At 69.6% G+C, this 26,380-nt stretch carries 23 protein-coding genes; 9 read left to right on the top strand and 14 right to left on the bottom strand.

What is annotated here, in order from left to right:
* Positions 1 to 19 precede the first annotated feature (19 nt).
* Both ACWEOE_RS04725 and ACWEOE_RS04730 read left to right on the top strand, forming a co-directional pair.
* Positions 20 to 1,168 carry an FAD-binding oxidoreductase gene (locus ACWEOE_RS04725; protein ID WP_452003955.1) on the top strand — a complete coding sequence of 383 codons (1,149 nt, stop codon included), beginning with the start codon at positions 20 to 22 and terminating at the stop codon, positions 1,166 to 1,168.
* A 173-nt stretch (positions 1,169 to 1,341) separates the two neighbouring features.
* Complete coding sequence (locus ACWEOE_RS04730; protein WP_452003958.1) at positions 1,342 to 3,381, top strand: alkaline phosphatase family protein; 2,040 nt, start codon at positions 1,342 to 1,344, stop codon at positions 3,379 to 3,381.
* A gap of 49 nt (positions 3,382 to 3,430) precedes the next feature.
* Here the strand turns inward: ACWEOE_RS04730 and ACWEOE_RS04735 are convergent, their stop codons facing one another.
* The gene (locus ACWEOE_RS04735; protein WP_452003960.1) at positions 3,431 to 3,646 is read right to left on the bottom strand and encodes a hypothetical protein; all 216 of its coding nucleotides are present in this window, start codon (positions 3,644 to 3,646) and stop codon (positions 3,431 to 3,433) included.
* A 119-nt stretch (positions 3,647 to 3,765) separates the two neighbouring features.
* On the opposite strand from ACWEOE_RS04735, the gene ACWEOE_RS04740 reads away from it, so the two are divergent.
* A complete protein-coding gene (locus ACWEOE_RS04740; protein ID WP_452003963.1) occupies positions 3,766 to 4,914 on the top strand; it encodes an acyltransferase family protein in 1,149 nt (382 codons plus the stop codon).
* A gap of 3 nt (positions 4,915 to 4,917) precedes the next feature.
* Here the strand turns inward: ACWEOE_RS04740 and ACWEOE_RS04745 are convergent, their stop codons facing one another.
* From ACWEOE_RS04745 to ACWEOE_RS04755, 3 genes are all read right to left on the bottom strand, one after another.
* A complete protein-coding gene (locus tag ACWEOE_RS04745; RefSeq protein WP_452003965.1) occupies positions 4,918 to 5,322 on the bottom strand; it encodes a nitroreductase family deazaflavin-dependent oxidoreductase in 405 nt (134 codons plus the stop codon).
* Positions 5,323 to 5,351: 29 nt separating this feature from the next.
* A complete protein-coding gene (locus ACWEOE_RS04750) occupies positions 5,352 to 5,834 on the bottom strand; it encodes a hypothetical protein (RefSeq protein WP_452003968.1) in 483 nt (160 codons plus the stop codon).
* A gap of 177 nt (positions 5,835 to 6,011) precedes the next feature.
* Positions 6,012 to 6,680: a GNAT family N-acetyltransferase gene (locus tag ACWEOE_RS04755; protein ID WP_452003971.1), complete on the bottom strand. Its 669-nt coding sequence runs from the start codon at positions 6,678 to 6,680 to the stop codon at positions 6,012 to 6,014.
* 52 nt (positions 6,681 to 6,732) lie between these two features.
* Between ACWEOE_RS04755 and ACWEOE_RS04760 the strand changes: the two genes are divergently transcribed.
* On the top strand, positions 6,733 to 7,581 hold the full coding sequence (locus tag ACWEOE_RS04760; RefSeq protein WP_452003974.1) for a PaaX family transcriptional regulator: 849 nt from the start codon (positions 6,733 to 6,735) through the stop codon (positions 7,579 to 7,581).
* On the opposite strand, the gene ACWEOE_RS04765 is transcribed toward ACWEOE_RS04760, so the two are convergent.
* Positions 7,571 to 7,963: a RidA family protein gene (locus ACWEOE_RS04765; protein WP_452003977.1), complete on the bottom strand. Its 393-nt coding sequence runs from the start codon at positions 7,961 to 7,963 to the stop codon at positions 7,571 to 7,573. The two genes, ACWEOE_RS04760 and ACWEOE_RS04765, sit on opposite strands and share 11 nt — an antisense overlap.
* A 68-nt stretch (positions 7,964 to 8,031) precedes the next feature.
* Here ACWEOE_RS04765 and ACWEOE_RS04770 point away from each other — a divergent pair, with 68 nt between their 5' ends.
* Both ACWEOE_RS04770 and ACWEOE_RS04775 read left to right on the top strand, forming a co-directional pair.
* Entirely contained in the window at positions 8,032 to 10,383 is a 2,352-nt protein-coding gene (locus tag ACWEOE_RS04770; protein WP_452003979.1) for a bifunctional salicylyl-CoA 5-hydroxylase/oxidoreductase, read from the top strand.
* Positions 10,380 to 11,519 carry an acyl-CoA dehydrogenase family protein gene (locus tag ACWEOE_RS04775; protein ID WP_452003982.1) on the top strand — a complete coding sequence of 380 codons (1,140 nt, stop codon included), beginning with the start codon at positions 10,380 to 10,382 and terminating at the stop codon, positions 11,517 to 11,519. Before ACWEOE_RS04770 ends, ACWEOE_RS04775 begins: the two co-directional genes overlap by 4 nt.
* A 91-nt stretch (positions 11,520 to 11,610) precedes the next feature.
* Here ACWEOE_RS04775 and ACWEOE_RS04780 read toward each other — a convergent pair whose 3' ends face one another.
* From ACWEOE_RS04780 to ACWEOE_RS04820, 9 genes are all read right to left on the bottom strand, one after another.
* Positions 11,611 to 12,336, bottom strand: coding sequence for an aspartate racemase/maleate isomerase family protein (locus ACWEOE_RS04780; protein WP_452003985.1), 726 nt, complete (start codon positions 12,334 to 12,336; stop codon positions 11,611 to 11,613).
* Between the two features lie 10 nt (positions 12,337 to 12,346).
* Complete coding sequence (locus tag ACWEOE_RS04785; protein WP_452003988.1) at positions 12,347 to 13,045, bottom strand: DUF2306 domain-containing protein; 699 nt, start codon at positions 13,043 to 13,045, stop codon at positions 12,347 to 12,349.
* Between the two features lie 172 nt (positions 13,046 to 13,217).
* The gene (locus ACWEOE_RS04790; protein WP_452003990.1) at positions 13,218 to 14,624 is read right to left on the bottom strand and encodes a GH1 family beta-glucosidase; all 1,407 of its coding nucleotides are present in this window, start codon (positions 14,622 to 14,624) and stop codon (positions 13,218 to 13,220) included.
* 13 nt (positions 14,625 to 14,637) lie between these two features.
* Entirely contained in the window at positions 14,638 to 15,657 is a 1,020-nt protein-coding gene (locus tag ACWEOE_RS04795) for an ABC transporter ATP-binding protein (protein WP_452003993.1), read from the bottom strand.
* Positions 15,654 to 16,646, bottom strand: coding sequence for an ABC transporter permease (locus tag ACWEOE_RS04800; protein ID WP_452003996.1), 993 nt, complete (start codon positions 16,644 to 16,646; stop codon positions 15,654 to 15,656). The genes ACWEOE_RS04795 and ACWEOE_RS04800 overlap by 4 nt, the downstream gene beginning before the upstream one ends.
* Before the next feature lie 3 nt (positions 16,647 to 16,649).
* Positions 16,650 to 17,630: an ABC transporter permease gene (locus tag ACWEOE_RS04805; RefSeq protein ID WP_452003999.1), complete on the bottom strand. Its 981-nt coding sequence runs from the start codon at positions 17,628 to 17,630 to the stop codon at positions 16,650 to 16,652.
* Positions 17,627 to 18,643, bottom strand: coding sequence for an ABC transporter ATP-binding protein (locus ACWEOE_RS04810; RefSeq protein WP_452004567.1), 1,017 nt, complete (start codon positions 18,641 to 18,643; stop codon positions 17,627 to 17,629). The genes ACWEOE_RS04805 and ACWEOE_RS04810 overlap by 4 nt, the downstream gene beginning before the upstream one ends.
* Positions 18,644 to 18,751: 108 nt before the next feature.
* Positions 18,752 to 20,422 (bottom strand): ABC transporter substrate-binding protein, encoded by a 1,671-nt coding sequence (locus tag ACWEOE_RS04815; RefSeq protein WP_452004001.1) that lies wholly within the window; start codon positions 20,420 to 20,422, stop codon positions 18,752 to 18,754.
* 199 nt (positions 20,423 to 20,621) lie between these two features.
* Positions 20,622 to 21,812 carry an ROK family protein gene (locus ACWEOE_RS04820; protein ID WP_452004003.1) on the bottom strand — a complete coding sequence of 397 codons (1,191 nt, stop codon included), beginning with the start codon at positions 21,810 to 21,812 and terminating at the stop codon, positions 20,622 to 20,624.
* Between the two features lie 121 nt (positions 21,813 to 21,933).
* Between ACWEOE_RS04820 and ACWEOE_RS04825 the strand changes: the two genes are divergently transcribed.
* The 3 genes from ACWEOE_RS04825 to ACWEOE_RS04835 all read left to right on the top strand — a co-directional run bounded on the left by ACWEOE_RS04825 (position 21,934) and on the right by ACWEOE_RS04835 (position 26,378).
* Complete coding sequence (locus tag ACWEOE_RS04825) at positions 21,934 to 23,184, top strand: ROK family transcriptional regulator (protein WP_452004005.1); 1,251 nt, start codon at positions 21,934 to 21,936, stop codon at positions 23,182 to 23,184.
* A gap of 339 nt (positions 23,185 to 23,523) precedes the next feature.
* On the top strand, positions 23,524 to 24,771 hold the full coding sequence (locus tag ACWEOE_RS04830; RefSeq protein WP_452004007.1) for a family 16 glycosylhydrolase: 1,248 nt from the start codon (positions 23,524 to 23,526) through the stop codon (positions 24,769 to 24,771).
* A gap of 497 nt (positions 24,772 to 25,268) precedes the next feature.
* The gene (locus ACWEOE_RS04835) at positions 25,269 to 26,378 is read left to right on the top strand and encodes a ricin-type beta-trefoil lectin domain protein (RefSeq protein ID WP_452004009.1); all 1,110 of its coding nucleotides are present in this window, start codon (positions 25,269 to 25,271) and stop codon (positions 26,376 to 26,378) included.
* The last annotated feature ends 2 nt before the right edge of the window (positions 26,379 to 26,380 follow it).

Raw genomic sequence — 26,380 nt, forward strand, 5'->3', positions numbered from 1 at the left:
CGCGCAGCACGCTGGAGGCATGCAAACCTTCACCCCAGGCCAGCGTGGCTACCGCCAGGAAATCGCCGGATTCCAGACCGGCATCGAGTCCACGCCGAAGCTCGTCGTCGCCGCCACTTCGGCCGACGACATCGCCGAGGCCGTACGCCACGCCGCGGCCCACCACCTGCCCGTGGCCGTGCAGGCGACCGGACACGGGCTGCGTGCCCCAGCCGAGGGGGTGCTGATCTCGACACGGCGGATGACCGGCATCGAGATCGAACCGGCCCGCGCCACCGCCCGGGTCGAGGCGGGCGTGACGTGGGGCGCGGTGATCACCGCCGCCGCGGAGCACGGGCTCGCGCCCCTCAGCGGCTCGGCGCCCGGCGTCGGCGTGGTCGGCTACACGCTCGGCGGCGGCTTCAGCCTGCTCGGCCGCCGCTACGGCCTTGCCGCCGACCACGTGGTCTCCGCCGACGTCGTGACCGCCGACGGCACGATCGACCGCACGACAGGCCTCGGCGAAGGCGTGGTCACAGCACTCGAGTTCGGGCTCGTGCCCGTGACCGTGTTGTACGGCGGCGGCCTGTACTTCGACACCCCGAAGCTGCCTGAGGTCCTGCGCGCCTGGCGCGACTGGACCGCCGACGCCCCCGAAACGCTCGCCACGTCGCTCGCCCTGATCCCGTACCCGGACCTGCCAATGGTGCCGGAACCGTTGCGCGGCAAGCACATCGCCCACGTCCGCGTGGCCTACCTCGGCGCCGACGGCCCGCGGCTGGTCGCGCCCCTGCGCGCGCTGGGACCGCTCGTGGACACGCTCGAACCCCTGCCGTTCACCGAATCCGGCTCGATCGCCGCCGAGCCGCCGCACCCCCACGCGTACCTGGGCGACAACCGCGTGGTGGCGCAGCTTCCCGACACCACGCTCGACGCGATCCTCGAGCACGCCGGCCCCGGCGCGCCCGTGGCGACCGTGCTGATCGTCGACCTGCTCGGCGGCGCGTACGCGCGCTCGGGCGCCCCGGACTTCACCGCTGACTCGAACTACACGATCCGCGCACTGTCCGTTACCGACAATGCCGGTCCGGACGTGATCCGGGCCGCGCACGACAAGCTCTTCACCCCGCTCGCAGCCACCGGCCGGCTGCGCAGTTTCGTGTACGGGCAGCTACTCGAGCGACGTTGACCACAGGCGGCACCAGGCGTTACCTGACGATTCGGGCACGGCCGCGGGCTCGGGGGCCGGCTGCGCACAACCGTCGGGTTCCAGCCAGAACTCGATCGGCAGCTGTTCACGCTCTGTTGGTGTCCACTCGATTGGATCAACGGCCGACACCATCCCGCGTGAGGAGTTCCACCTTGTCCGCCGACTCCATCATCCCCACCCCCGAGCCCGACTCCGGCCCCACCCGCCGCCGGTTCCTGCAGGGCGCGGGCGTCGCCGCGGGCGCGCTGATGCTCGGCGGGATCGCCGACGCCGGCGCCGCGAACGCCGCCCCTCTCGGCAGCAACGGTCTGCCCAGAGGTTTCAGAGGCGACATGTCCGACCTCAAGCACGTCGTGATCCTGATGCAGGAGAACCGGTCGCTCGACCACTACTTCGGCACGTTCCCCGGCGTGCGCGGCTTCGACGACAAGCAGGCCCTGAAGTTCCAGGACGGCACCACCGTCTTCCAGCAGAAGGACAAGACCGGCGCCATCGTGACGCCGAAGGTCGACGACGGCATGTGGGGCAACGACCACGGTGCCTGGGGTGACGTCGCGCACCGCAGCTGGGACCAGTGGGTGGTGCACAACGGTGCCAGCGCCATGAACTACCACAGCGACGCGTACATGAGCTTCTACCACTCGGTCGCTTCGCAGTACACGATCGCCGACCAGTACTTCTGCTCCGAGTTCGGCCCCACCGACCCGAACCGCAAGTACCTGTGGAGCGGGATGGCGAACACCGAAACCGGCAACACCGACGAGTCGAACTACAGCCGTCCGTGGATCACCGTGCCCGAGCAGCTGCAACAGGCGGGCATCGACTGGCGCCTGTTCTCCGACAACAGCGGCAACGGCCGCCAGGGCTACCTCAGCTCGTGGATCGGCGACTACGGCGACAACGAACTGAAGTACTTCAAGGGGTTCGAGCCCAACGGCCTGAGCCCGCTGGACCCGAAGCTGCAGCCCGGCACCGGCCTGATCTGGCGCGGCAACGCGACCTACTACGCCGGCAAGACCACGCCGAACGACGACTCCGACGCCAACCTCCAGGCCGTGCTCAAGGACTTCCGCGAAGCGTGCCAGCCGGGTGCCGAGCACCCGCTGCCGGCCGTGTCGTGGCTCGTGGCGCCGTACGGCTGGTCCGAGCACCCGGACGCCGACACCCTGCACGGCGAGCGCTACACCAAGGCCGTGCTCGACATCCTGCAGAGCAACCCGGACATCTGGAACCACACGCTGTTCATCCTCAACTACGACGAGAACGACGGGAAGTTCGACCACGTGCTCCCGCCGTGGCCCGAGGCCGGCACCGCGGGCGAGTACAACGGCACGTACCCGCTCGGCTTCGGCCCGCGCGTGCCGATGCTGCTCGTCTCGCCGTGGACGCGCGGCGGGTACGTCGCGTCGGAGGTCTTCGACCACACGTCGACGATCAAGTTCCTCGAGAAGTGGGCCGCGCACCTCGGCAAGCCGTTCACCTGCCCGAACATCAGCGCCTGGCGCCGTTCGATCGCCGGTGACCTCACGAGCGCCATCGACTTCGCCCACCCGCAGACCGGGCCGGCGACGTTCGCGGACCCGGCGGCCGAGAAGCCGGTGAAGGTCCCGGCCGGGCACATGAAGCCGCGCGCGCTCGACTTCCACCCGCACGCGACGGTCTCCCAGGACCGCAAGGGCAAGGTCACGGCGAAGATGACGCTGGCCGGCGGCGACAAGGGCAAGGCCGTCAGCTTCCAGGTCTTCCCGGACAAGCACAAGCCGTTCACGAGCACGCCGTTCACGGTGACCGAGCACAAGCCGGCCGAGTACACCTGGGACACCACCGCCACCGGCGGCGAGTACGCGTTCTCGATCTACTCGAACGACGGCTTCGTGCGCTCCTTCGCGGGCAAGGCCACCACGACCGGGCACGACCCGCGCGTGGACGTGCAGCTCCTGCAGCCGACGCTGCTGGTGCGCGAGCAGCACGTGCTGTTCACGCTGCACAACGACAACCTGCTCAAGCCGGTGCACTACAAGCTGACCGCCAACGACTTCGCCGGCGGCACGAAGACGTTCATCGTCCTCGGCCTGCTCCCGGCGCTCGTCACGTGGCCGACCGTGAACGGCTACTACGACGTGGTCATCACGGTCGACTCCGACCCCACGTGGAAGCAGCGCTACGCGGGCCGGATCGGCACGGACTGCTAGTTCTCCCTGTTCTGGCGGCCGGCGGATCCGTTTCGGGTCCGCCGGCCGTTCAGCGCTTGTGGCGGCGGCGGCGGTCGTGCCAGGACAGGTCGCTGCTCTGGTAGCGCGCGAGCCCGGCGGCGTGGAAATCGCGGCGCGTCTCCCGCAGCGCCGCCCAGCCGTCTTCGGCGGCCCGGCGCTTGCGACGGCGCGCGCGGACGTCGAGCAACGCCGCCGTCGCCACCACGGCCAGTACCGCCGCAACCAAGACCACCAGCAACGCCATGTCGCTCACCACCTAGAGTAATCGCTGGTCAGGGGGTTCGAACCCGGTTTCGGTCCGCACGTGATGATCTGCCTATACTCCCACCGCGGACGGGCAAAAGGGGCGATTTCTTGCGAACGATGAGCCATGACGAGTACCTCGGCATGCGCAGGTTCCCCGGCCTCGACGGGCTGCGCGCCATCGCCGCGACGATCGTCGTGTTCTTCCACTACGCCGGGTCGAAGTTCGTGTGGCCGTCGGGCTGGGTGGGCGTGTACATCTTCTTCGTGCTCTCGGGTTTCCTGATCACGACGCTGCTGCTGCGCGAGCAGGACCGCACCGGGCGCATCTCGCTGAGCGGTTTCTACGTGCGGCGCGTGTTCCGGATCCTGCCGCCGTACCTGGTGATCCTGGGCGGGATCATCGCGTTCGTGCTGCTGCGCGGCGAGTTCCTCGCGCGCGACTTCCCCCACGCGCTGAAGTACTACCTGACGTTCCTCAACGAGTTCTTCCCCGGCTCACACGGCAACGGCACCGACAACTTCTTCTCCGGCTCGTGGACGCTGGGCATCGAGGAGAAGTTCTACCTGGTGTGGCCGTTCCTGCTGGTCGCGATCGGCATCGGCGCCGCGCGGCGCAAGCTCGCGCTGGTGCTCGCCGCGATGGCCGTGCTAGTGGCCCTGGTGCCGCTGACCACGGGCGGCTGGCTGCTGGACTTCTCCCCGTCGGCGATCTACCGCTCGAGCATCCACTACGCCATCCTGCTCGGCGGCTGCCTGCTCGCGATCCTGCTGCACTACCGGCGCAGCTTCGCCGTGCTGCGGCCGTTCACGCACCCCCTGGCCGCGATCCCGATCGTCGTGGGTTTCCTGGCGCTGCACGCCGATCTCGACCCGCTGTGGCGCGAGACGCGCCAGAACCTGTTGGTGCTGCTCGGATACGCGGTGCTCACGATGCTGCTGCTGATCGTGCTGCTCTCGCCGGGCCCCGCCCGCTGGCTCCTGTCGACGGCGCCGATGCGGTTCGTCGGCGAGCGGTCGTACTCGCTGTACCTGCTGCAGGGCCCGGTGCACTTCGTGGTCATCCAGGCCGTGCCGCCGCTGGAGCACAACCGGCTCCTCACGGCCGTCACGGTGTTCCTGGTCGACCTCGCGATCGCCGACCTGATCCACCGCTGGGTCGAACAGCCGATGATCACCACCGGCAAACGCCTGCTCGCGCGCCGGCAGGCCCGCCGCGTGCGCGCCGCGGTGCCCACCGACGCGTCGCCGGTGCCGGTGAGTGTCTAGCCCTCAGCGCTCCAGCACGAACACCGGGATCAAGCGCTCGGTCTTCTTCTCGTAGTCGGCGAACCCCGGCATGTGCGCGACCATTCCGGCGTACAGGCGGTCCCGCTCGGCGCGGTCCTCGACCAGCTTGGCCGTGGCATCGAACTTCTCGGTGCCGATCTCCAGCGTGACCTTCGGGTTGGCCACGAGGTTGTGGTACCAGTCCGGGTTGGTGTCCGCGCCGCCCTTGGACGCGGCGATGACGTACCGGTCACCGTCGGTGGTGTAGACCAGCGGGGCCACACGCTGCTTGCCGCTCTTCGCGCCGGTGTGGGTGAGCAGGACCATCGAGGCGCCTTCGAACATGCCGCCGACCTTGCCCTCGTTGGCGCGGAACTCGTCGATGATCTGCTGGTTCCAGTCAGACATGCACCCTCCAGTTCGGTTTGTCATCAAACTTACTGCGATGGCACACCGTCAGCGCGCCATCCGCCCACGGCGCCCTCCGCGAGCGCTCTGGCGTGGGCTTCGCCGGGGCAGGCACGAGGGCCGGCCCCGAACGGGTAGTCGGTGAGGTCGACGATCACTTCCCTGCCGTCCACCCACCGCCGGGTCGCCGGGACGGGCGGGTTCGGGTTTCCGGCTCGGGTGTGTTCGATCAGGGCTTTGGTGGCGTCTTCGGCCTGGACCAGAATGCTGACTTTGGCGGCTGTGCGTTCGTCCGGTCCGCCGAGGGCTCGGACGAGCCTCGCGCAGGCTTCGTCGGCTTCAGCGGTTTGGGGAAAGTGAGGCTGGTAGGCCTTGGCGACCTCCGCGACGTCCACCGGGTCGATGTCGTAGCCGAGGGCCTGGGCGAGGATGGCGGCGGGGGTTCGGTGGGGTTGGGCGGCTGCGGCTTGGCTGAGGGCTTGCGGGGGTAGTTTGGCGAGCTCTTCGAGCACCAACGCCCTCCGTCTCGCGTGGTCCTCCCCGCTGCTGAACCGGGCGACCACCGCCCGCAACCACGCCACGGTGATTCGGGGCGGCGAGACGGGAGCCGAGGTGAGAAGGATGTGGGGGTCCATGGGGGGACGGTAGGGGTGAGAAGCATCGGTGAGCGCCGAAGCCCCGACCTCAGATCAACCGGAGAGCCACTGCGCCTGCGGTCCACCGCACCGATGTGGCCGCGGCGCGTCGTGCTGGTACCACCAGGCCTCGCTCACCCGTCCGTTCGGCAGCGTGTACCGCGGTGGCCCCGCCGCCCGGCGCATTCCGGCGGCCTCCAGAGACCGGCCGCTGGCGACGTTGCCCACCTCCGCGCCGGCCCGAACGCTCGGCAACCCCAGGTGTGCATGCGCCAACACCAGCCCCGCCGCGAACAAGTCCCGGCCCAGCCCCCGGCCGCGGTACGCGGGCGCCAGGTAGCCGCCCGTCTCCGGTCCGCCGTTCTCACCGCTGTGCACGCTCACCAGCCCCGCGCACCGGTTGTCCACGAGGTCGATCGCGACGACGTCCACCGACTGCGGGTCCGGGTACGTCCACGCCGGGCCCGTGCCGGGGGTCACCTGGAGGGCTTCGGCGCGCAGGGGCTCGGCGATCACCGAGTCCGCCAGCCAGCCGAGCCAGCGCTGGGCCGCGGGGTCGCTGCCGGAGGCGACGGCGGCGGCGTACTCCCAGGCCGTGGGGGTGCGAAAGAGGAAACGACCGACCACGAACGCGTGTCCCCTGCGGTCGCAGGTGCGTTTCGCCATGAGCCGGCCCCGGCGGGTCAACCGGCCGAACAGTGGTGCTTCACCCAGGTTCACCATCGCGGGCCAAATGGTACCCGCAGTCACAGCCCGGGGTTGTTATGGTGACCGGGTGACGGCCGTACCGGAGTCAACCGAGCTCGACGCCGGGCGTGCCGCCCAGCCTCGGCAGCTGATCGTGTCCGTATACGGCTTCTACCACCGCATCGAGGGTGGCTGGCTGTCCGTGGCGTCGCTCATCGACCTGCTCGGGGCGCTCGGCGTCGACGAGCCGGCGGTGCGCTCGTCGATCTCGCGGCTGAAGCGCCGAAGCATCCTGGACGCCGTGCGGCGCGACGGGACCGCGGGCTACGAGCTCTCCGAAACCGCCCTGGCGATCCTGCGCGAAGGCGACGAGCGCATCTTCCGCCGCGACCGCGCGACGCTGGCCGACGGCTGGCTGCTCGCCGTGTTCTCCGTGCCCGAGACCGAGCGCCACAAGCGCCACGTCCTGCGCACGCAGCTGGCCAGCCTGGGCTTCGGCACGGCTTCGTCCGGCGTCTGGATCGCGCCCGCGCACCTGCACCGCGTCACGGCCGAGGCGCTGACCCGGCTGGGGCTGGCGAGTTACGCCGACCTGTTCCACGCCGAACACCTGGCGTTCGGAAACGCACAGGACAAGGTGCGCGAGTGGTGGGACCTCGATCAGCTCGACGAGCTGTACACGGTGTTCCTCGATGAACACGCCCCGGTGCTCGACCGCTGGAAGCGCCGCCGCAGCGTGCCCGGCGACGAGGCGTTCGCCGACTACGTGCGCGTGCTCACCGGGTGGCGGCGCATGCCCTACCTCGACCCCGGCCTGCCCGCCGAGCTGCTGCCCGCCGGCTGGTCGGGCATCCGCGCGGCCGAGGTGTTCTTCTCACTCCACGAGCGCCTCGAAGCCCCGGCCCGCGAGTACCTGCTGCAGGTGCTCAGCGGCTGAGCACCGCGTAGCCCTGCACCTCCACCAGCGCCTCGACGTCCCACAGGCGACTCACCCCGATGCCCGCCATCGCCGGGTACTCGCTGCCGGCCAGGCGCTTCCACACCTTGCCGATCTCGCGCGCGTGGGCCTTGTAGTCGTCCATGTCGACGATGTACACCGTCAGGCTGCACAGGTCGGCGGGCTCACCGCCGGCCGCGCGCAGGGCGGTGAGGAGATTGCCAAAAGCCTGTTCGAACTGTTCCACCACGCCTTCGCCCACGATCTTGCCTTCGGCGTCCAACGCGGTCTGTCCGGCGAGGAACACGAATTGTCCGGTTGCGGACACGGCGTGGGAGAAACCGGACGGGCGGCCCAGCTCGGGCGGGTTGATGCGCTCCATGGGCCGGAAGCCTAGCTCATCTCTCGTATTCTTGACGGTCGTATGTCGGACGACATACCCTGGCTCTCGTGCGGATATCGGTTCTCGGCGGCGGCCCGGCGGGCCTGTACTTCGCCGCCCTCACGAAGCAGCTCGGGCCCGACCACGAGATCACGGTCTGGGAACGCAACGCGCCGGACGACACGTTCGGCTTCGGCGTGGTGTTCTCCGACGAGACCCTCGGCGGCATCGAGCACGCCGACCCGGCGGTGCACGAGGCGATGAGCCGCGAGTTCGCGCGCTGGGACGACATCGACGTGCACTACCGCGGCGAGGTCCACACGTCCGGCGGCCACGGCTTCGCCGCGATGAGCCGCAAGCGCCTGCTCGCGATCCTGCAGGACCGCTGCCGCGAGCTGGGCGTGGACTTGCGCTTCCGCACGGAGGCGCCGGACCCGGAGCAGCTCTCGCGCGACTACGACCTCGTGATCGCCTCCGACGGCGTGAACTCGGGCGTGCGCCGGCGGTTCGCCGACTCCTTCCGCCCGACCGTCGAGACGCGCCGCTGCCGCTACATCTGGCTCGGCACCGACCTCGTCTTCGACGCCTTCAAGTTCCACGTGCTCGACACGCCCTACGGGATCATGCAGATCCACGGCTACCCCTACGGCCGCGACGGCAGCACGTTCATCCTCGAGCTCCACGAGGACGTGTGGCAGCAGGCGTTCGCGCCGATCGCCGCCACGGACCTCGCCCCGGGTGAGAGCGACGAGAAGTCCATCGAGCTCATCCGCGAGCTGTGTGCGGACGTGCTGGGCGAGCACCACGTGCTGGCCAACAACTCGAAGTGGAACACCTTCGGCACCGTGCGCTGCGAGAGCTGGGTGCACGACAACGTGGTGCTGCTCGGCGACGCCGCCCACACCGCCCACTTCTCCATCGGCTCCGGCACGAAGCTGGCGATGGAGGACGCGCTGGCGCTGGCCGCGTGCCTGCGGGAGCAGGACAGCGTGCCCGCGGCGCTGGCGGCGTACGAGGCCGAGCGCAAGCCCGTGGTCGAGTCCACGCAGCGAGCGGCGCAGGCGAGCCTGGAGTGGTTCGAGAACCTGGCGCAGTACACGCACCAGGAGCCGGAGCAGTTCGCGTTCAACCTGCTCACCCGCAGCCGCCGCGTCACCTACGACAACCTGCGGCTGCGCGACCCGGAGTTCGCGACCGAGCTGGACGAGTGGTTCGCGCGTTCGCTGGGCACGCCCGTGGCGCCGCCGATGTTCCAGCCCGTCCGCATCGGTCAGCTCGAACTGCCCAACCGCGTGATCGTGTCGCCGATGGACATGTACATGGCCGTCGACGGTGTGCCCGGCGAGTTCCACCTCGTGCACCTGGGCAGCAAGGCGCTCGGTGGCGCGGGGCTGGTGATGACGGAGATGATCTGCGTCTCGCCCGAGGCGCGGATCACGCCGGGCTGCCCCGGGCTGTACAACGACGAGCAGGAGCAGGCCTGGAGGCGCATCGTCGATTTCGTCCACAGTGCAACGCCCGCGAAGATCGGCTTGCAGCTGGGCCATTCCGGGCGCAAGGGCTCGACGAAGCTGATGTGGGAGGGCATGGACGACCCGCTGCCCGAGGGCAACTGGGAGGTCTGCGGGCCCTCGCCCCTGCCGTACCGGCCGGACAGCCAGACGCCGCGTGAGCTGAGCGTCGAGGAGCTGGCGGAGATCCGGGAGCAGTTCGTGGCTTCGGCTCAGGCCGCGGCGCGGGCCGGGTTCGACCTGCTGGAGCTGCACTGCGCGCACGGGTACCTGCTGTCGTCGTTCATCTCGCCGCTCACGAACCACCGCACCGACCAGTACGGCGGGTCCTTGCAGAACCGGCTGCGGTACCCGCTCGAGGTGTTCGACGCCGTGCGCGAGGTGTGGCCGGCCGAGCGACCGATGACGGTGCGGATCTCGGCCAGCGACTGGTTCGAGGGCGGCATCGAGGCCGACGACGCCGTGGAGATCGCGCGGGCCTTCGCCTCCCACGGCGCGGCGGCGGTCGACGTGTCGACCGGCCAGGTCGTGAGCGAGGAGAAGCCGAAGTTCGGGCGCAGCTACCAGACGCCGTACGCCGACCGCATCCGCAACGAGGTGGGCCTGAAGTACGGCACGGCCGTGATCGCGGTCGGCGCGATCTCCTCGTACGACGACATGAACGCGCTGATCCTCGCCGGCCGCGCCGACCTGTGCGCGCTGGGCCGCACGCACCTCTATGATCCACAGTGGACGCTGCACGCGGCGGCGGAGCAGGATTACGCGGTACCGTGGCCGAGCCCGTGGGCGGCCGGGAAACGGCGGCCGGTCACCGGCCGCACCGATGGGCCGGAGCCGCGGCTGGAACTCGTACGCACCGGTGGGCACCAGACCGCGCACGCCCGCTGGCGACCGGAGAGGGATCGATGAACGCCTTCGCACTGACGCCCGAACAGCAGGCTTTCACGGCTTCCGTGAAGGAGATCGCGGCCGAGCAGCTGCGGCCGCTGGCCGACGCCGGGGCCGAGGGCGCGGTCAACCGGCCGCTGCTCAAGGCCATGGGCTCACACGGCCTGCTGGCGCGGCTGTTCCCCGGCGTCTCCGCGGGCAACCCGACACGCCAGGCCGCTGCGTTCGACCTGTGCTTGCTGCGGGAAGCACTGGCCACGGTGAACACCGAGGCTGAGACGGCTCTCGCGTTGCAGGGCCTGGGAAGTTACCCGGTGCTTCAGTCCGGAAAGGACGAACAGGTCACGCGCTGGCTCCCCGCCGTCGCGGCCGGCGACGCCGTGGCCGCGTTCGCCCTGACCGAACCCGACGCCGGCTCCGACGCCGCCGCGCTGAGCCTCGCCGCCGAACCCGACGGCGACGGCTGGCGGCTCACGGGTCAGAAGATGTGGATCTCCAACGCCCCCGAAGCCGACTTCTACACGGTCTTCGCCCGCACGGTGCCCGACGCCGGCGCGCGGGGCGTGAGCGCGTTCGTGGTGCCGGGCGACCGCGCGGGCCTCTCCGGCGAACACCTCGACCTCGTCAGCCCCCACCCCATCGGCACCCTGACCTTCGACAGCGTCCAGGTCCACCGCGACGAGCTGCTCGGCGAGGAAAACCGCGGTTTCGCCGTCGCCATGCGCACGCTGGACCTGTTCCGGCCGAGCGTCGGAGCGTTTGCGGTGGGTATGGCCCAGTCCGCTTTGGACGCCGCGGTTTCGTACACGGGCACGCGGATCGCGTTCGGTGGTCCGCTGGCTCAGCAGCAGACGGTGGCCCACACGCTCGCGGAAATGGCCACGCGCACCGAGGCTTCGCGCCTGCTGGTCTACGCCGCCGCCGCCGCGTACGACGCCGGCGAGACCGGCCTGGCGGGCCGCGCGGCCATGGCGAAGCTGTTCGCGACGGAGTCGGCGCAGTACGTGGTGGACGCGGCGGTGCAGCTGCACGGCGCCCGCGCGTTGCGGCGAGGGCACTTGCTGGAGCATCTGTACCGGGAGGTTCGCGCGCCGCGGATTTACGAGGGCGCGTCGGAGATCCAGAGGACGATCATCGCGCGTTCGTTGCGGTCTTGAGGGGTTTCGCTTCTTCCGTGGCGTGAAGTGGCTATGGCGACTTCTTGCGGATGACGGCGGCAGGACGTGCCGCCGGTCGGTTTCTCGCGGGTCAGGGCGCGAACAACGGCCCAGCATCCGCAGCCACGGGCGCCAACCCCAGCAGCCGAGCCGCCGACCAGAGGGTGACCTGGGTGGCCGTGAAGACGGGGCAGCCGGCGGCCCGGTCGAGGGCCGCGGTGAGGCCGGTGGTGTGCAGGGCGGTTTCCGGCAGCAGGACGGCCTGCGCGGCGGGGTGGGCGGCGCGGGCCACCAGGTCGACGATCTGCGAGGGCGGCCACGCGGCCAGCTCACGATCGGATCCGGCGGAGGCGTCGACGCGGTGGACGACGGCGGCGCCGGATTCCTGGACGCGGCGGACGAAGTGGTCCGACAGGCTCGGGTGGTAGACCGAGGCCAGCGAGACCGCGTCGAGGCCCAGGAAGCGGATTGCGTCCCGGAAGGCGGCCGTGGTGCTGGTGGCGGGCGCACCCGTGACGCGGCGCAGGGTCGCCAGCTGGTGGTCTGGGTCGGTCAGGAAGCTGGAGCTGGTGACGGCGAAGGCGACCGCGTCGAAGGGCTCCGTGTCGCGCAGGGCTGTTTCCAGGTGGGCGTCCGAGCCCAGCCGCCGGACGGCGTCGAGGACTTTTGCGACCTCGAGCGTCGTCAGGTCGCCGATGTCCGACGGCCACGGGAAGTAGTGGACGGCCAAGTCGAGCGAGGGACGGAGGCGGCCGGCGAGGGCGAGGAAGTCGTCCTCGCCGGCGTTGCGGGTCGGGTAGAGCAGGCCGATGCGCATGGCCCCGAGGTTAGGCGGTGACGCGCCGGGGCTTGCGGTCCAGCCACAGCTGCGCCCCGATCAGCGCCACGGTCCAGCTCACCCACGCGGCGATCGCGGCCACCGACTGCATGAACGCGATCTCGCTGCCCCCGAAGGTCGTCGCCAGCTGGGGCTCCAGGAAGACGATGGCCAAGGGCGAGATGACGCGGTTGAGGATGATCGACATCGTCAGTGCGAAGCTGCGGATCATCCAGCGCCGGTGGTCGCCGAAGCGGCGGTCGCGGGCGGCGCGGTAGCCGGCCCAGGTGCAGCCGATCCAGAGGACGGCCAAGAGAACGTCGCTGGCGCGCGTGGCGGGGCCGAAGGGGCTGGCGGCGCCGATGGTCAGCGCCATGAGACCCGACGGCAGCACGCCGCCGAAGACGTAGGTGCGGCCGGCGTAGCGGTGCAGGGCCGGGAAGCGGCGGCGGATCCACGGCCAGATCTGCAGGACGGCGCAGATCATCGCGATCGAGCCGAACACCACGTGGCCCACGAGGAACCAGTAGTGCGCGCCGAAGGTCGCGGGGACGCGGGACTGCGCCGGATCGAGCGCGAGGTAAGGCGGCAGCGAGAAGGCCAGGAAGGCCACCACGACCAGCCCCAGCACCCCGATCCACGGGCGGCGCTTCTTCGTCGGTGCCGTCGCCGGCGTTGTCGGTGGCCGCAGATCCGTCCCCGCGTTCATGGCCGCTCTCCCTCGGTCGTCACTGGTGTCTTCGAACCTAGGTGCGACGGGAGGGCGCGGCGATGGTGTGCGCTGGCGTCCGTGGGGTGGGGAAAGCCTTACCCTCGGCCGGACGTGTGCAGAAAGCCGAGGGGCGCCCACACGAAACGTGCGGACGCCCCTTGGGGGTGAGTCAGGAACCGCGGACCCGGCGAACCGTGTCGCGGTAGAACAGGCCGCTCTGCTTGATCGTGCGGGCCTGCGTCTCGTAGTCGACGCGGACGAGACCGAAGCGCTTGGCGTAGCCGTAGGCCCATTCGAAGTTGTCCAAAAGGGACCACGCGAAGTAGCCGCGGATGTCCACGCCCTCCAAGCGCGCGGCGGCGACCGCGGCGAGGTGGGAGGCGAGGTACGCCGTGCGGCCCTCGTCGCGCACGAAGCCGGACGCGTCGGGGGTGTCGTCGAAGGCCGAGCCGTTTTCGGTGATGTAGATCGGCAGGCCCGGGTAGTCGCGGCCGAGGCGGGTGAGCAGCTCGGTGAACTTGCCTGGCAAGATCTCCCAGCCCATGGCGGTGGTCGGCTCGCCGAACGGCACCGCGCGCTGCACCGGGAAGCCGTCCTCGCCGGTGGTGCGGCCCTGCTCGTCGACACCGGAGTACTGCTGCCCGAAGTAGTAGTTCACGCCCAGGAAGTCCAGCGGTGTCGAGATGATCTCCAGGTCACCGTCCTCAATGGGCAGTGCGGCGCGCCGAACACCCAGATCCGCCACCACGTCCGCCGGGTAGGAACCGCGCACCAGCGGGTCGAGGTAGATGCGCACGCCCATGCCGTCGGCGTTGCGCGCAGCCTCGCGGTCGAGGTCGTTGTCCGACGCCGCATCGGACGTGCCCATGTTCAGCGTGATGCCGAACTGCGTGCCCTCGGGTGCGGCCTCACGCATGCGCTGCGTGGCCAGGCCGTGGCCCAGCAGCAGGTGGTGGATGGCCTTCACGCCGGCGCCGAAGTCACGCCGGCCCGGAGCCATCACGCCGTGCACGTAGCCGTGCATGGCCGAGCACCACGGCTCGTTCAACGTGGTCCAGTGCCGAACCCGATCCTTGAGCCGGTCGAACACCAGCATCGAGTAGTCGGCGAAGCGGTACGCCGTGTCTCGAGCCGGCCAGCCGCCCGCGTCCTCGAGCTCCTGCGGCAGGTCCCAGTGGTAGAGCGTGAGCCACGGCGCGAGGTCCTTGGCCAGCAGCTCGTCCACGAGCCGGTCGTAGAAGCCGATGCCGGCCTCGTTGATCGGGCCTTTGCCGTGCGGTTGCACGCGAGGCCACGCCACCGAGAACCGGTACGTGTCGGCGCCCAGTTCTTTCACCAGCGCGACGTCTTCGGGCATGCGGTGGTAGTGGTCGCACGCCACGTCGCCGTTGTCGTTGTTGTCGATCGCCCACGGGACCTGGCAGAAGGTGTCCCAGATGGACGGTGTGCGCCCGTCTTCGGCCACCGCGCCCTCGATCTGGTACGCGGCCGTCGCCACGCCCCACCGGAAGTCCGGCGGCAGCGAGTCGATCAGCGCCTGCTGCTCGCGGGTCGCAGCGTCGGTGGTCTCGGTCAAGGGGTCTCCTTCTCTACGACGTGACGGCGGCGGCTGAGTCGGCGGCCGGGTGCAGCCAGCACGCGACGGTGCGCGTGGGATCGTCACGATCAGTGGGCACGCCGAGGATCGGCACCTCGGTGAGGCAGCGGTCGAAGGCGTGCGGGCACCGCGGCGCGAACGCGCACCCGAGCGGCAGCGCCCGCGGATCCGGCGGCGAACCGGGAATCCCGGTGAGCTCACGGCGCGGCCCGCGCAGCGCGGGGAACGAGTGCAGCAATCCGTCGCTGTAGGGGTGCAGCGAATCCCGGTACAGGTCCACGCCCCGGGCCTGCTCCACGATCCGGCCGCCGTACATGATGGCGATGCGGTCGGAGAACTCGACCAGCAGCGAGAGGTCGTGGGTGATGAACAGCACCGAGAAGCCCAGCCGCTCACGCAGTTCCACGAGCTGTGCCAGGATCTGGCGCTGCATCACCACGTCGAGTGCCGTGGTCGGCTCGTCCATGATCACCACGCGCGGCTCCAGCGCCAGCGCCATCGCGATCATCACACGCTGGCGCATGCCACCGGAGAGCTGGTGCGGGTACGCGTCGAGCCGGTCGGCCGCGATGCCCACGAGGTGCAACAGCTCGCGCGCCCGGGCGAGCCGGGACACCTTGGTGCTGCGGGGATCGTGGGCCTTGATCACGTCCATCAGCTGCGTCGAGACCTTGTGCACCGGGTTCAGCGAGTTCATCGCGCCCTGGAACACGATGGACGTCTCGGCCCACCGGAAGTCACGCAGTTGCTTCGGCGTCAGCTGCAGCACGTCGTACGGCTCGCCGTCGCCGGGGTGGTAGACCACGCTGCCGCCCCGGATCACGCCGGGTGGTGGCAGCAGCCGGGTCAGGCCGTAGGCCAAAGTGGACTTGCCGCTGCCGCTCTCGCCGGCCAGGCCGAGCACCTCACCGCGGTGCAGCGTGAGGTGCACATCCTGCACCGCGTGCACGGCGTCGGCGCCCAGGCCGTAGTCGACGTCGAGGCCCTTGATCTCGAGTACGGGTTCGTTCATCGTTTCTCCCGACCGAGCACCGGCGTGAAGCCGACGCGCAGACGCACCGTCTGGCCCTGGGCGTTCTTGGCCTTGTTCTTGCCGCTCGACCGCAGCCGCGGGCTCACGAACTCGTCGATGCCGAAGTTGAGCAGCGACAACGCGGTGCCGAGGACCGCGATCGCGAGCCCCGCCGGCACGAACCACCACCACGCGCCCTGCGCGAGTGCCTGCTGGCTCTGCGCCCAGAACAGGATCGTGCCCCAGTTCCACTCCGAAAAGCTGGAGACGCCCACGAACGCCAGCGTGATCTCCGACATCACCGCGAACACCACCGTGCCCACGAAGCTCGACGCGATCACCGCGGTGAGGTTCGGCATGATCTCGAAGAAGATGATCCGCCACGTCGACTCACCACTGGCACGCGACGCCTCGACGTATTCCCGCCGGCGCAACGAAAGCGTCTGGGCCCGCATGATCCGCGCACCCCACGCCCACGACGTGAACCCGATGATCACGGCCACCAGGTAGTCGCCGCCACTGGGCAGCGCCGTGCCGATGATGATGATCAGCGGCAGCGCCGGGATCACGAGGAACACATTGGACAGTGCCGAAAGGCCTTCGCCCGGTGTCCCGCCGAGATAACCCGACGTGACACCGACGATCACCGCGAGGATCGTCGCCACGATGCCGGCGGTGAGCCCCACGAGCATCACGCTGCGCGTGCCCACGACCACCTGGCTGAAGATGTCCTGCCCGAGGTGCGTGGTGCCGAACCAGTGCTTGCCCGAGGGCGCTTCGAGCAGGTCGTTGCTGCGCGCGGACGGGTCGAACGGGGCGATCCAGGGCCCGATGACCGCGATGACGACGAAGAACGCCAGCACCACGAGCCCGGTGATCGTCTTGCCGCCGGTGAGGAACCGGAAGCGCCGGCGTTTCGCCACGGGCCCGGCGACGGCTTCGGCGGGCAGGGGCACGGCGGCCTTGAGGTCGGCTGCGGGCAGTGCCACGGCTCAGCCCTCCTTCCGGGTGCGCGGGTCGAGCACGAGGTAGGCCACGTCGGCGAGCAGGTTCGCCACCAGCACCGAGAGGGTGATGATGAGGAAGATGCCCTGCATCAGCGGGTAGTCCTGCGAGCCGACGGCCTGGAACAGCTCGTAGCCCACGCCGGGGTAGGAGAACACGATCTCCACCAGCAGTGTGCCGCCCACGATGAAGCCCAGCGCCAGCGCGAACCCGGAGACGCTCGGCAGCAGCGCGTTTCGAGCCGCGTAGCTCACCATCACCCGGCGTTCCTTGAGGCCCTTGGCGTGCGCGACGGTGATGTAGTCCTCCGAGGCGACGGTGACCATCATGTTGCGCATGCCGAGGATCCAGCTGCCCATCGAGCTGATCAGGATCGTGATCGCCGGCAGCAGGCTGTGCTGGATCGCGCTGCCGATGAAGTCGCCACCCCAGCCGGGCACCAGCCCCGGGTCGTAACCGCCGGACGCCGGGAAGAAGCTGCCCGGGCCGGCCAGCAGCGTGATCGCGATCAGGCCGAGCCAGAAGTACGGGATCGACGAGAGGAACGTGGTGACCGGCAGCAGACCGTCCACCCAGGACCCGCGCCGCCACCCGGCGACGACGCCGAGGCCGGTGCCGATCAGGAAGCCGACCACCGTGGTGAACCCGACGAGGATGATCGTCCACGGCAGACTGTCGCCGATCACCTCGCTCACCGGCGAGGGGAAGAACGTGAACGACAGGCCGAGATCACCGCGGAACAGCTGGGCCCAGTAGTGGAAGTACTGGGTGATCAGGCTTTCGTTCTTGTCCAGCCCGAACAGGACGTACAGCGACTGGATCGCGTCGGCGCTCAGGTTGCCCTGGTTCTTCGTGATGAGCGACTGCACCGGGTCACCGGGGATCAGCCGCGGGATGAAGAAGTTGATCGTGACCGCGGCCCACGCGGTGAAGAGGTAGAAGCCGAGCCGCTGGAGCAGGTACCTCACGAGCGCACCGCCGAGTCGTAGAGCCAGCACGCGGCCCAGTGGCCGGGGGCGTCGTCCACTTCGAAGCGCGGCGGCAAGTCGGTCTTGCAGCGTTCCATCGCCACGGGACACCGCGGGTGGAACCGGCAGCCCGACGGCGGCGCGATCAGGCTCGGCGGCTCACCCGAACCCTTTTCCTTCGGCGCTTCACCGGGTTCGGCGTCCGTGCCCGGGTCGAGCCGGTCGGGGTCCGGCGCGGACTCGATCAGCAGCCGCGTGTACGGGTGGGCCGGTTGCTGCGTCACGGTCTCGGAGTCGCCGCCCTCGACCATGCGACCGGCGTACATCACCAGCGTCTCGTCGGCGAAGTAGCGCGCCGACGCGATGTCGTGGGTGATGTAGAGGATCGCGAGGTGCAGGCGTTCCTTGAGGTCCCGCAACAGGTTCAGCACGCCGAGCCGGATGGAGACGTCCAACATGGACACGGGCTCGTCGGCCAGCAGCGCCTCGGGGTCGGCACCGAGCGCGCGGGCGATCGCGACCCGCTGGCGCTGGCCGCCGGACAGCTCGTGCGGGAACTTGTCGACGTAACGCTCGGGCGGGGTCAGCTGCACCCGCGTGAGCAGTTCGTGCAACGCCTTCTCGAGGTCGTCACCCGCGCGGTCGTGGATCTTCAACGCCCGCGTGAGGTGGTAGCGCACGGTGTGCACGGGGTTCAGCGACGCGAACGGGTCCTGGAAGATCATCTGGACCTTGCGGCAGTAGGCGCGGAACGCCCTGCCGCCCTTCACGGTCACCGACTCGCCGTGCAGGCGGATGTCCCCGCCGGTGCGCGGGTAGAGCTGGGCCAGCAGCCGCGCGACGGTCGACTTGCCGGAGCCGGACTCGCCGACGAGCGCGGTCACCCGGCCCCGCCGCAACACCAGGTCGACGTCGTCGACGGCCTGCACGCTGCGGCGGCCCTTCGTGAGCACCTCGCGCCCGCGCTTGCGCACGGGGAAGTGCTTGGTCAGCCCGGAGGCCTCGAGCACGATCGTGTCCGAGGCCCCGGTTTCGATCTCGCCGGCCGGGGAGGCCACCCCCGCCTCGAGCGAGGCGGAGGTGGCTTCCCGGGTGGCCACTGCGTTGTCCTCGGCCATGAATCAGGCCGCGGGCTTCAGGTGCATGACGATGTCCAGCGCGTTGCGCAGGGTCGGCTGCGCGGGGCCGTAGGGGTTGGCTTCGTCGGGCCAGCCCGTCCAGTTCTTCGTGCTGTACTCGCCGCCGGAGTTCGCCGCCATGAGCGGGACCATCGGCTGCTGATCGATCATGATCTGCTGCAGCGTGTTCATCGCGGTGGCGCGGCTGGCGTCGTCGGCGGCGTTGGCGTAGGTCTCCAGCGCCTGCGTCGCCTGGTCGTTCTTGAAGCGACCGTAGTTGCCGTTGATGCCGCCCTGGCCGGTCGGCTTGTAGCGGTTGCCGTCCATCACGTCGCGGTACATGTCGTACGGCGTGGCGCCGTCGTTGGTCCAGTGCAGGAGGCCTTCGAAGTCACCGGTGTCGACGGACTTCGTCCACGCGTCCTGGTTCATCTTCTCGACCGTGGCGGTGATGCCGATCTGCGACAGGTTGTCCTTGATGATCTCGAGGTCGGTGATGTAGTCCGACCAGCCCGAGGGCACGGTCAGCTTCAGGGTCACCGGCTTGCCGCTCGGGTCCGCGAGCTGGTTGCCGTTGTACTTGAAGCCCGCGCCGGTGAGCAGCGCCTTGGCGCCCGGCACGTCGACCTTCACGCTCTGGCCCTTGTACTGCGGCGCGATGAACGAGTCGCCGGCCGGCGTCGGGATGCCGGTGACCTGGTCGTTCTTCGGGTAGAAGTAGCCGGCCTCACCCTGGTTGAAGATGTCGTCGCGGTTGATGACCTTGTTGATCGCCTGGCGCAGCTTCGGGTTGTTCCACGGCGCCTTCTCGGTGTTGAACCACAGGCCGTGCACGGCGAGCTGGGCCGGGAACCACAGCTTGTAGTGCTGCGGGTCCTTGTTCACGTAGACGGTCTTGTAGTTCGGGATGAAGACGAAGCTCCACTCGGCCGCACCACTGGTGAGGGCGGCGACCTGCGCGTTGTTGTCGTTGTAGGAGGTGTAGCGGATCTCCTTGACCGCCGGCGCCTGCTGCCAGTAGCCGGTGCGCTGGCTCACCGTGATGGTCTGCGGGGTGAACGACTTCAGCGTGAACGGACCGGTGCCGATCGGGTTCTTCACCGTGTCGGTGGACGGGTCCTTGATCTGCGACCAGATCTTCTTCGGCACCACGATCGTCTGCAGGATCTTGACCTGGTTCACGAACTGCGAGTTGTCGAAGCCCAGGGTGACCTGGTTGCCCGACGCGGTGATGTCCTTGTAGGGCACCGAATCGATGTTCAGCGCCTTGTTGTCGCGCAGCAGCTGGAACGTGTAGGCCACGTCGTCGGCGGTCATCGGCGAGCCGTCGGAGAAGGTGACGCCGTCCCGAATGGTCAGGACCACCTTCTTGAAGTTGTCGGACCAGTCCCACTTGGTGGCCAGCCACGGCTTTCCGGGCTCCGACGGCTTCACTCGGTTGAGCATCACGAGGGGCTCGTAGATCACGTAGCGGTACCCGAGCGACGCCGCCGCCGAGGTCTCCAGGAACGGGTTGTTGTTCTCGGCCTGCGGGCCGTTCGGCATGCCGACGTTCAGCACGGCCGCGGCGTTCCCGCCGCCCCCCGCACTGCTCGAGCCGCCGCCACACGCGGCGAGCACCGCGGCTGCCACCACGGCGACGAGCGCTGCGACGACGGAGCGCTTCACTCGCATTCGTCCTCCTAGGTCCTGGTTGCGACGGATCCGGCCACGCTCGGAGAGCTCGGTCCGGCCGCGCGACAGGAGGAGTCAACCCGGGTGACTCGGGTCACGTCAATAACACGGCGGTAACGTTTTGTGCCTAAGTTTAAGTACTGAAAGAAAGGGGTGGCCTGGGCACACCTCGGTCGATCTCCTTGCCGGGCAAGGAGATTCAGCCCGCTGATCGCCCGCCGGAGGCAAGCAGCGCCGCGATGGGCAGCGTCGCCGCGCCCAGCGCCACGGCTTCGGGCCCGAGCTGCCCCAGCTCGACCACGGTGGCCTCGGCGAGGTACCCGAGCGCGTGCCGGGCCGCGGCGTCCCGCACGTGCGCGAGGATCACCGGACCCATGATCGCTCCCGCCGAGCCTGCCAGGACAACCCGGTCGGGCGCCAGGAGGTTGATCAAATTGGCGATGCCGATGCCCAGGTATTCGCCGGTCGACGCGAGCGTCTCCGCAGCTGGACCAGACCTTTCGGCCAGCTCGACGAGCTCGGTCAAGCGTGATTCGCTGTCTTCGCCCGGCAGCTGCCCGGCCCCCGGCGAGTCGGCGTACCGGCGCACCACCGCCTCGGTCCCGACGTACGCCTCCAGGCACCCCCGTGACCCGCACCGGCAGGCCGCACCCCCGGCCTCGACCACGGTGTGGCCCCACTCGCTCGTCGTGATGCCCGGAAAAGACCCACCACCCGTCACGAACGCAGCCCCGACCCCCACCCCGAGCAGGGCGATCACGGCGCGGTCGGACCCGCGGCCCGCACCGAGCCACATTTCGGCCTGGCCGAGGGTGCGGGCGCGGTTGTCGAGGTGCAGGGGCGTGTCCGCGAGCAGCGGGATGGCGGCACGCAGGAGGTCGGCGAAGGCGACGCCGGCCCAGTCGAGCGTGGGGGCGTGCACGATGCCGCCGGAACGGACCGCGCCGGGCACGCCGACCCCGACGCCGAGCACGTGGGAAGCCCCCGAAAGCACTTCCGCGACACCCGCGCGGGCGAGCTCGACGACCTGCTCCGGGTCGGGGCCGGCAAGCGGGTGCTGCACCGTCGCGACCGTGCCGAGGGTGCAGTCGAACAGGCCGGCACGCACGTGGGTCTCGCCGACGTCGACGCCCACCACCTGGCCGTACTCGGGCCGGACGCGCAGCAGCGTGCGCGGCCTGCCACCATCGGACTCGACGGAACCGGCCTCGGCCACCACGCCGTCTCCGATGAGCTCCGCGACCACGTTCGTCACGGTCGCGGGACTGAGCCCGGACTCGGCCACGAGTTCGAGCCGGCTGACCGGCCCACGCAGGTAGAGCGACGACAGGAGCGCCGCTCGGTTGTGCCGCCTCAGGTCGCGGGTCGTTTGCCGGAGCACCCTCGTCACCTGGGGGATTCTGCCAGACGCCCATATGTTCGGGACTTAGTTCACTAGTTAATACATGGCCACAACTTACGGTGATCAGGCATCCTGGTGCCGGGAGAGTTCGAGGCCGGATGGGTGTCACATGGCGACCAAGCGCACAACAGTCCGCGATCTACGGCGGCACAACCGTTCCCTGCTGCTGTCGAAACTGTACTTCGACGGCCCGCTGTCGCGGCACGAACTGAGCCAGCTCACCGGTCTTTCGGCCGCGACGGTCAGCAACGTGACCGCCGAGCTCGGCGAGGAGCGGCTCATCACCGAGGCCGGCCTCGTCGAATCCGACGGCGGGCGGCCGCGCGTGCTGCTGCGCGTGGATCCGGCTTACGGCTACGTGGCCGGCGTCGACATCGGCGAGACGGGTGTGCGCGTGGAGCTGTTCGACCTCGCGATGCGGCGGCTGGCCACGGTCGAGCACGAGCTGTCACCGGCGCGCACGGAACCGGCCACGGTCGTCGAGGCCGTCGTGTCGGGCCTGCGCGAGGTGATCGCGTCGGCGGGCGCCGACGAGTCGGCCGTGCTCGGGGTGGGTGTCGGCGTGCCCGGCACCGTCGAGCAGGGCGAGCGGGTGCTGGTGCACGCGCCCACCATCGGCTGGGACTCGGTCGCGCTCGCCGACGACCTGCGCGCGGCCGGGATCGAGCTGCCCGTGTTCGTGGACAACGGCGCCAAAACCCAGGGCCAGGCCGAAATGTGGTTCGGCGCGGGCCGCGGGGCGCGGCACGCGGTGATCGTGCTCATCGGCTCGGGCGTCGGCGCCGCGGTGATCGCCGACGGCGCCACTTACCGCGGATCCACCAGCAGCGCGGGCGAATGGGGCCACACCACCATCGTCTACGGCGGGCAGGCCTGCCGCTGCGGGTCGCGCGGCTGCCTGGAGGCCTACATCGGCGCCGAGGCCGTGCTCGCGCGCTACCGCCGGTTGCGTGGCAAGCCCGTGCCCGGCGAGACCGAGCAGGACCAGTTCGCCGCGCTGCTGGCCGCGGCCGAGAAGTCCAAGTCGGCGCAGAAGGTGCTCGAGGAGACGGCCGGGTACCTCGGCGCGGGCATCGCCAACCTGATCAACCTGTTCAACCCCGAGCGCATCGTCGTCGGCGGCTGGGCCGGGCTCGCACTCGGTGAACGCCTCCTGCCACTCATCCGGTCCACGGCGTCGGCCCACGCGTTGAGCCACCCGTTCGGCCAGACCACGATCCAGCTCGGCTACCTCGGTCTCGACGCCGTCGCCACCGGTGCCGCGACCTTGCCCGTCGCCGATCTGCTGGAGCAGGGCGCCGACCCGCGGCTGCTGGCCAAGTCGGCGCCCACCATCCGCTCGGGTGCCGGCGCGGCCTGACCACCGTCACTCAGTGAGCACCCCCGAGAACCGCAGGTGACCGCCCAGATCACCTCGGTGGTGACCGGCAACCCTTAATTCGGGTTGAAAAAATTCTCACCTTTACCGTTGCCGCAGTGGTACGGACCATGCATACTGCTTTTACTTTGTTGCCAGGCACAACAAAGTAGCCCGATTAGTCCGACCCTGCCGCCCGCCTGCGGTCCACCTCCGGATGTGGACACGAAGCGCTCGGCTGAGAACCGCACGGTGCCCCCCGCCGTGCTCGCCTTGGCCCCGCCGCGTTTTCGTGCTGCGCGCGTGAATGCGCGGTCCCCTCCGCCAGAAGAGGTGACAATGATGTCCATCTCCCGATCTCTGAGACGTTCCCGCTGGGCAGGGCTCTTCGCGGCCGCGGCGCTGCTGACCGTCGGGCTGCAGGCGACGCCCGCCGTGCTCGCGCCCCCGGAAGCGGCCGCGGCGGCCAGTTTCACCGACGACTTCAACGGTCCCGCCGGCAGCCCCGCCGACGGCTCGAAGTGGAACTACGAGACCGGCGACAACGTCAACAACCACGAGCGGCAGTACTACACGTCCGGCACGAACAACGCCGCGCTCGACGGCCAGGGACACCTCGTGATCACGGCGAAGCGCGAGAACCCGGGCAACTACAACTGCTGGTACGGCCGCTGCGAGTACACGTCCGCGCGGCTGAACACGTCCGGCAAGTTCAGCCAGGCGTACGGCCACTTCGAGACCCGCATGAAGCTCCCGCGCGGTCAGGGCATGTGGCCCGCGTTCTGGATGCTCGGCGGCGGCAACTGGCCCACGGACGGCGAAATCGACGTGATGGAGAACGTCGGCTTCGAGCCCAACACCGTGCACGGCACGATCCACGGCCCCGGCTACTCGGGCTCCGGCGGCATCGGCGCGGGCTACAGCGGCCCCAACTTCTCCGACGACTTCCACACCTACGCCGTGGACTGGTCGCCGAACAAGATCGTGTGGACGGTCGACGGGAACGTCTACCAGACCCGCACCCCCGCGGACCTGGGCGGCAACCGCTGGGTCTACGACCACAACTTCTTCATCATCATGAACCTCGCCGTCGGTGGCTACTGGCCCGGCGACCCCAACGGCAGCACGCAGTTCCCGCAGCAGCTGGTCGTCGACTACGTGCACGTGACCACCAGCACCGGCGGCGGGACCACCACACCGCCGAGCGGGCGCACCGGCCGCATCACCGGCATCGGCGGCAAGTGCGTGGACGTCGCGGGCGCCAACAGCGCCAACGGCACGCCCATCCAAATCACCGACTGCAACGGCAACGCGGCGCAGAACTGGACGGTCAGCAGCGACGGCACCCTGCTCGCCCTGGGCAAGTGCATGGACGTCGCCTCCGCCGCGACCAACGACGGCGCTCCGGTGCAGCTCTACGTCTGCAACGGCACAGGCGCCCAGCAATGGGTCGTCACCGCCGCGCACGACATCGTGAACCCGGCCGCGAACAAGTGCCTGGACGCCACGGGCAACAGCTCGGCCAACGGCACGCGGCTGCAGATCTGGACCTGCACCGGCGCGGCCAACCAGAAGTGGACCGCCCCCTGATCCGCTGACCCGGCACCGGTTTGCGGGTGCGGCACACGCCCGCCCGGTGCACCTGAAGCCACCGCGCGGGGCTGCTCGCCTCCTCTCCCTCCTCCGGCAGTCCCGCGCGGTGTTCCACTCCGGTCCCCGCCGGTAGTTCACCCGGGTGGCGTGATCCCGACCGGACCACGCCACCCGGATCCCCGGATCCCCACCGGCCCGCCTGTACCCGAGGCACCGCCGGGGTTTTCGCGAACGCACTCGATCCGCCCGTTCCCCACCGGGCTCTCCCCTCCCCATCGGCTCGGTCTCCACCGGGCTTTTGTTTCCCCTCCCCAAACCGCCCACCGGACAGCCCCCGCCCTCCCAAGGGGGGCGTCCCCATCCCATTCTACCGGCGAGGTCTGACAAAAAGTGGCCAAGCGGACACGGAGGGTCAAGTCATCCACAACTCGCCTCGCCTGTGGACAACTCCGCCATTTCCAGAGATCTCCCCGTCCCCCAAGGAGAACCCCATCATGCGGCGCTTCTTCGTCGCGTTGGCAGGCTGTGTCCTGCTGGCGCTTTCCTTCCTCCCCGCAACCGCAGCGACAGCTGCACCCGCGGCACCGACGGCCCCAGCAACAACCGCAACAACCGCAGCACCCGCAGCCGGGCCCACCGCTTCCCAGCTCCTCGGCAAAACCAACTCCTGCCAACAGATCTCCAACGGCAAGTACAGCTACGACGAAGGCGGCGCGGCCACCGTCCCCGTCTGCCAGTCGAGCGGGGCCGTGTTCTTCAAGGCTGACATGGACATCGACTGCGACGGCGTGCGCACCAGCCAGTGCAACGAGAACACCGACTGCTGCTTCTACCCCGACACCGCGTTCCACACCTCCACCGACCAACCGTTGAACGCCGCCCAGCTGCCCTACGTCGTGCTGCCACAACCGACGTCCACTTGGGACTACCGGCAGTACGGGATCGACGGTGGCTCGGTCGTCGCGGTGATCTACAACAACAAAGTGACCTACGCTGTGGTCGGTGACACCGGCCCGACGAGCATCATCGGCGAAGCTTCCTACGCCACGGCCGTGAGCCTCGGCATCGACCCCGACCCGAGCAGCGGCGGCACCGAGGGCCCGGTCACCTACGTCGTGTTCCCGAACACGCACGTGAACCCCATCGAGAACCACAACACCGCCGTCAGCGTGGGCGAGTCGTCGGCGAGCAACTGGGTCGGCGGCGGCCAGACCGACCCGCCGACGGGCGGCGCGGGCCAGATCACCGGGCTCGGCGGCAAGTGCGTGGACGTGGCCGCTGCCAACAACACCAACGGCACCGCCGTGCAGCTCTACGACTGCAACGGCACCAACGCCCAGCAGTGGACCGTCGGCTCCGACGGCACGATCCGCGCGCTCGGCAAGTGCCTCGACGCGGCCGGCACGGCCAACGGCAGCAAGTCACAGATCTGGGACTGCACCGGCGGTGCCGTGCAGCGGTGGACCCGCAACTCCAACGGCACCCTGGTGAACGCCGCTTCCGGCCGGTGCCTCGACGCCACCGACAACAGCTCCGCCAACGGCAACCGCCTGCAGATCTGGGATTGCACCGGTGGCGCGAACCAGAAGTGGACGGTGTCCTAGGC

The organism is Amycolatopsis sp. NPDC004368, from assembly GCF_053602515.1.

Excerpts from the sequence above, each read along its gene's own strand:
- ACWEOE_RS04725 (WP_452003955.1), top strand. The coding sequence starts at position 20 with ATGCAAACCTTCACCCCAGGCCAGCGTGGCTACCGCCAGGAAATCGCC.
- ACWEOE_RS04735 (WP_452003960.1), bottom strand. The coding sequence starts at position 3,646 with ATGGCGTTGCTGGTGGTCTTGGTTGCGGCGGTACTGGCCGTGGTGGCG.
- ACWEOE_RS04740 (WP_452003963.1), top strand. The coding sequence starts at position 3,766 with ATGAGCCATGACGAGTACCTCGGCATGCGCAGGTTCCCCGGCCTCGAC.
- ACWEOE_RS04745 (WP_452003965.1), bottom strand. The coding sequence starts at position 5,322 with ATGTCTGACTGGAACCAGCAGATCATCGACGAGTTCCGCGCCAACGAG.
- ACWEOE_RS04755 (WP_452003971.1), bottom strand. The coding sequence starts at position 6,680 with ATGGTGAACCTGGGTGAAGCACCACTGTTCGGCCGGTTGACCCGCCGG.
- ACWEOE_RS04765 (WP_452003977.1), bottom strand. The coding sequence starts at position 7,963 with ATGGAGCGCATCAACCCGCCCGAGCTGGGCCGCCCGTCCGGTTTCTCC.
- ACWEOE_RS04775 (WP_452003982.1), top strand. The coding sequence starts at position 10,380 with ATGAACGCCTTCGCACTGACGCCCGAACAGCAGGCTTTCACGGCTTCC.
- ACWEOE_RS04780 (WP_452003985.1), bottom strand. The coding sequence starts at position 12,336 with ATGCGCATCGGCCTGCTCTACCCGACCCGCAACGCCGGCGAGGACGAC.
- ACWEOE_RS04785 (WP_452003988.1), bottom strand. The coding sequence starts at position 13,045 with ATGAACGCGGGGACGGATCTGCGGCCACCGACAACGCCGGCGACGGCA.
- ACWEOE_RS04795 (WP_452003993.1), bottom strand. The coding sequence starts at position 15,657 with ATGAACGAACCCGTACTCGAGATCAAGGGCCTCGACGTCGACTACGGC.
- ACWEOE_RS04815 (WP_452004001.1), bottom strand. The coding sequence starts at position 20,422 with ATGCGAGTGAAGCGCTCCGTCGTCGCAGCGCTCGTCGCCGTGGTGGCA.
- ACWEOE_RS04825 (WP_452004005.1), top strand. The coding sequence starts at position 21,934 with ATGGCGACCAAGCGCACAACAGTCCGCGATCTACGGCGGCACAACCGT.
- ACWEOE_RS04830 (WP_452004007.1), top strand. The coding sequence starts at position 23,524 with ATGTCCATCTCCCGATCTCTGAGACGTTCCCGCTGGGCAGGGCTCTTC.
- ACWEOE_RS04835 (WP_452004009.1), top strand. The coding sequence starts at position 25,269 with ATGCGGCGCTTCTTCGTCGCGTTGGCAGGCTGTGTCCTGCTGGCGCTT.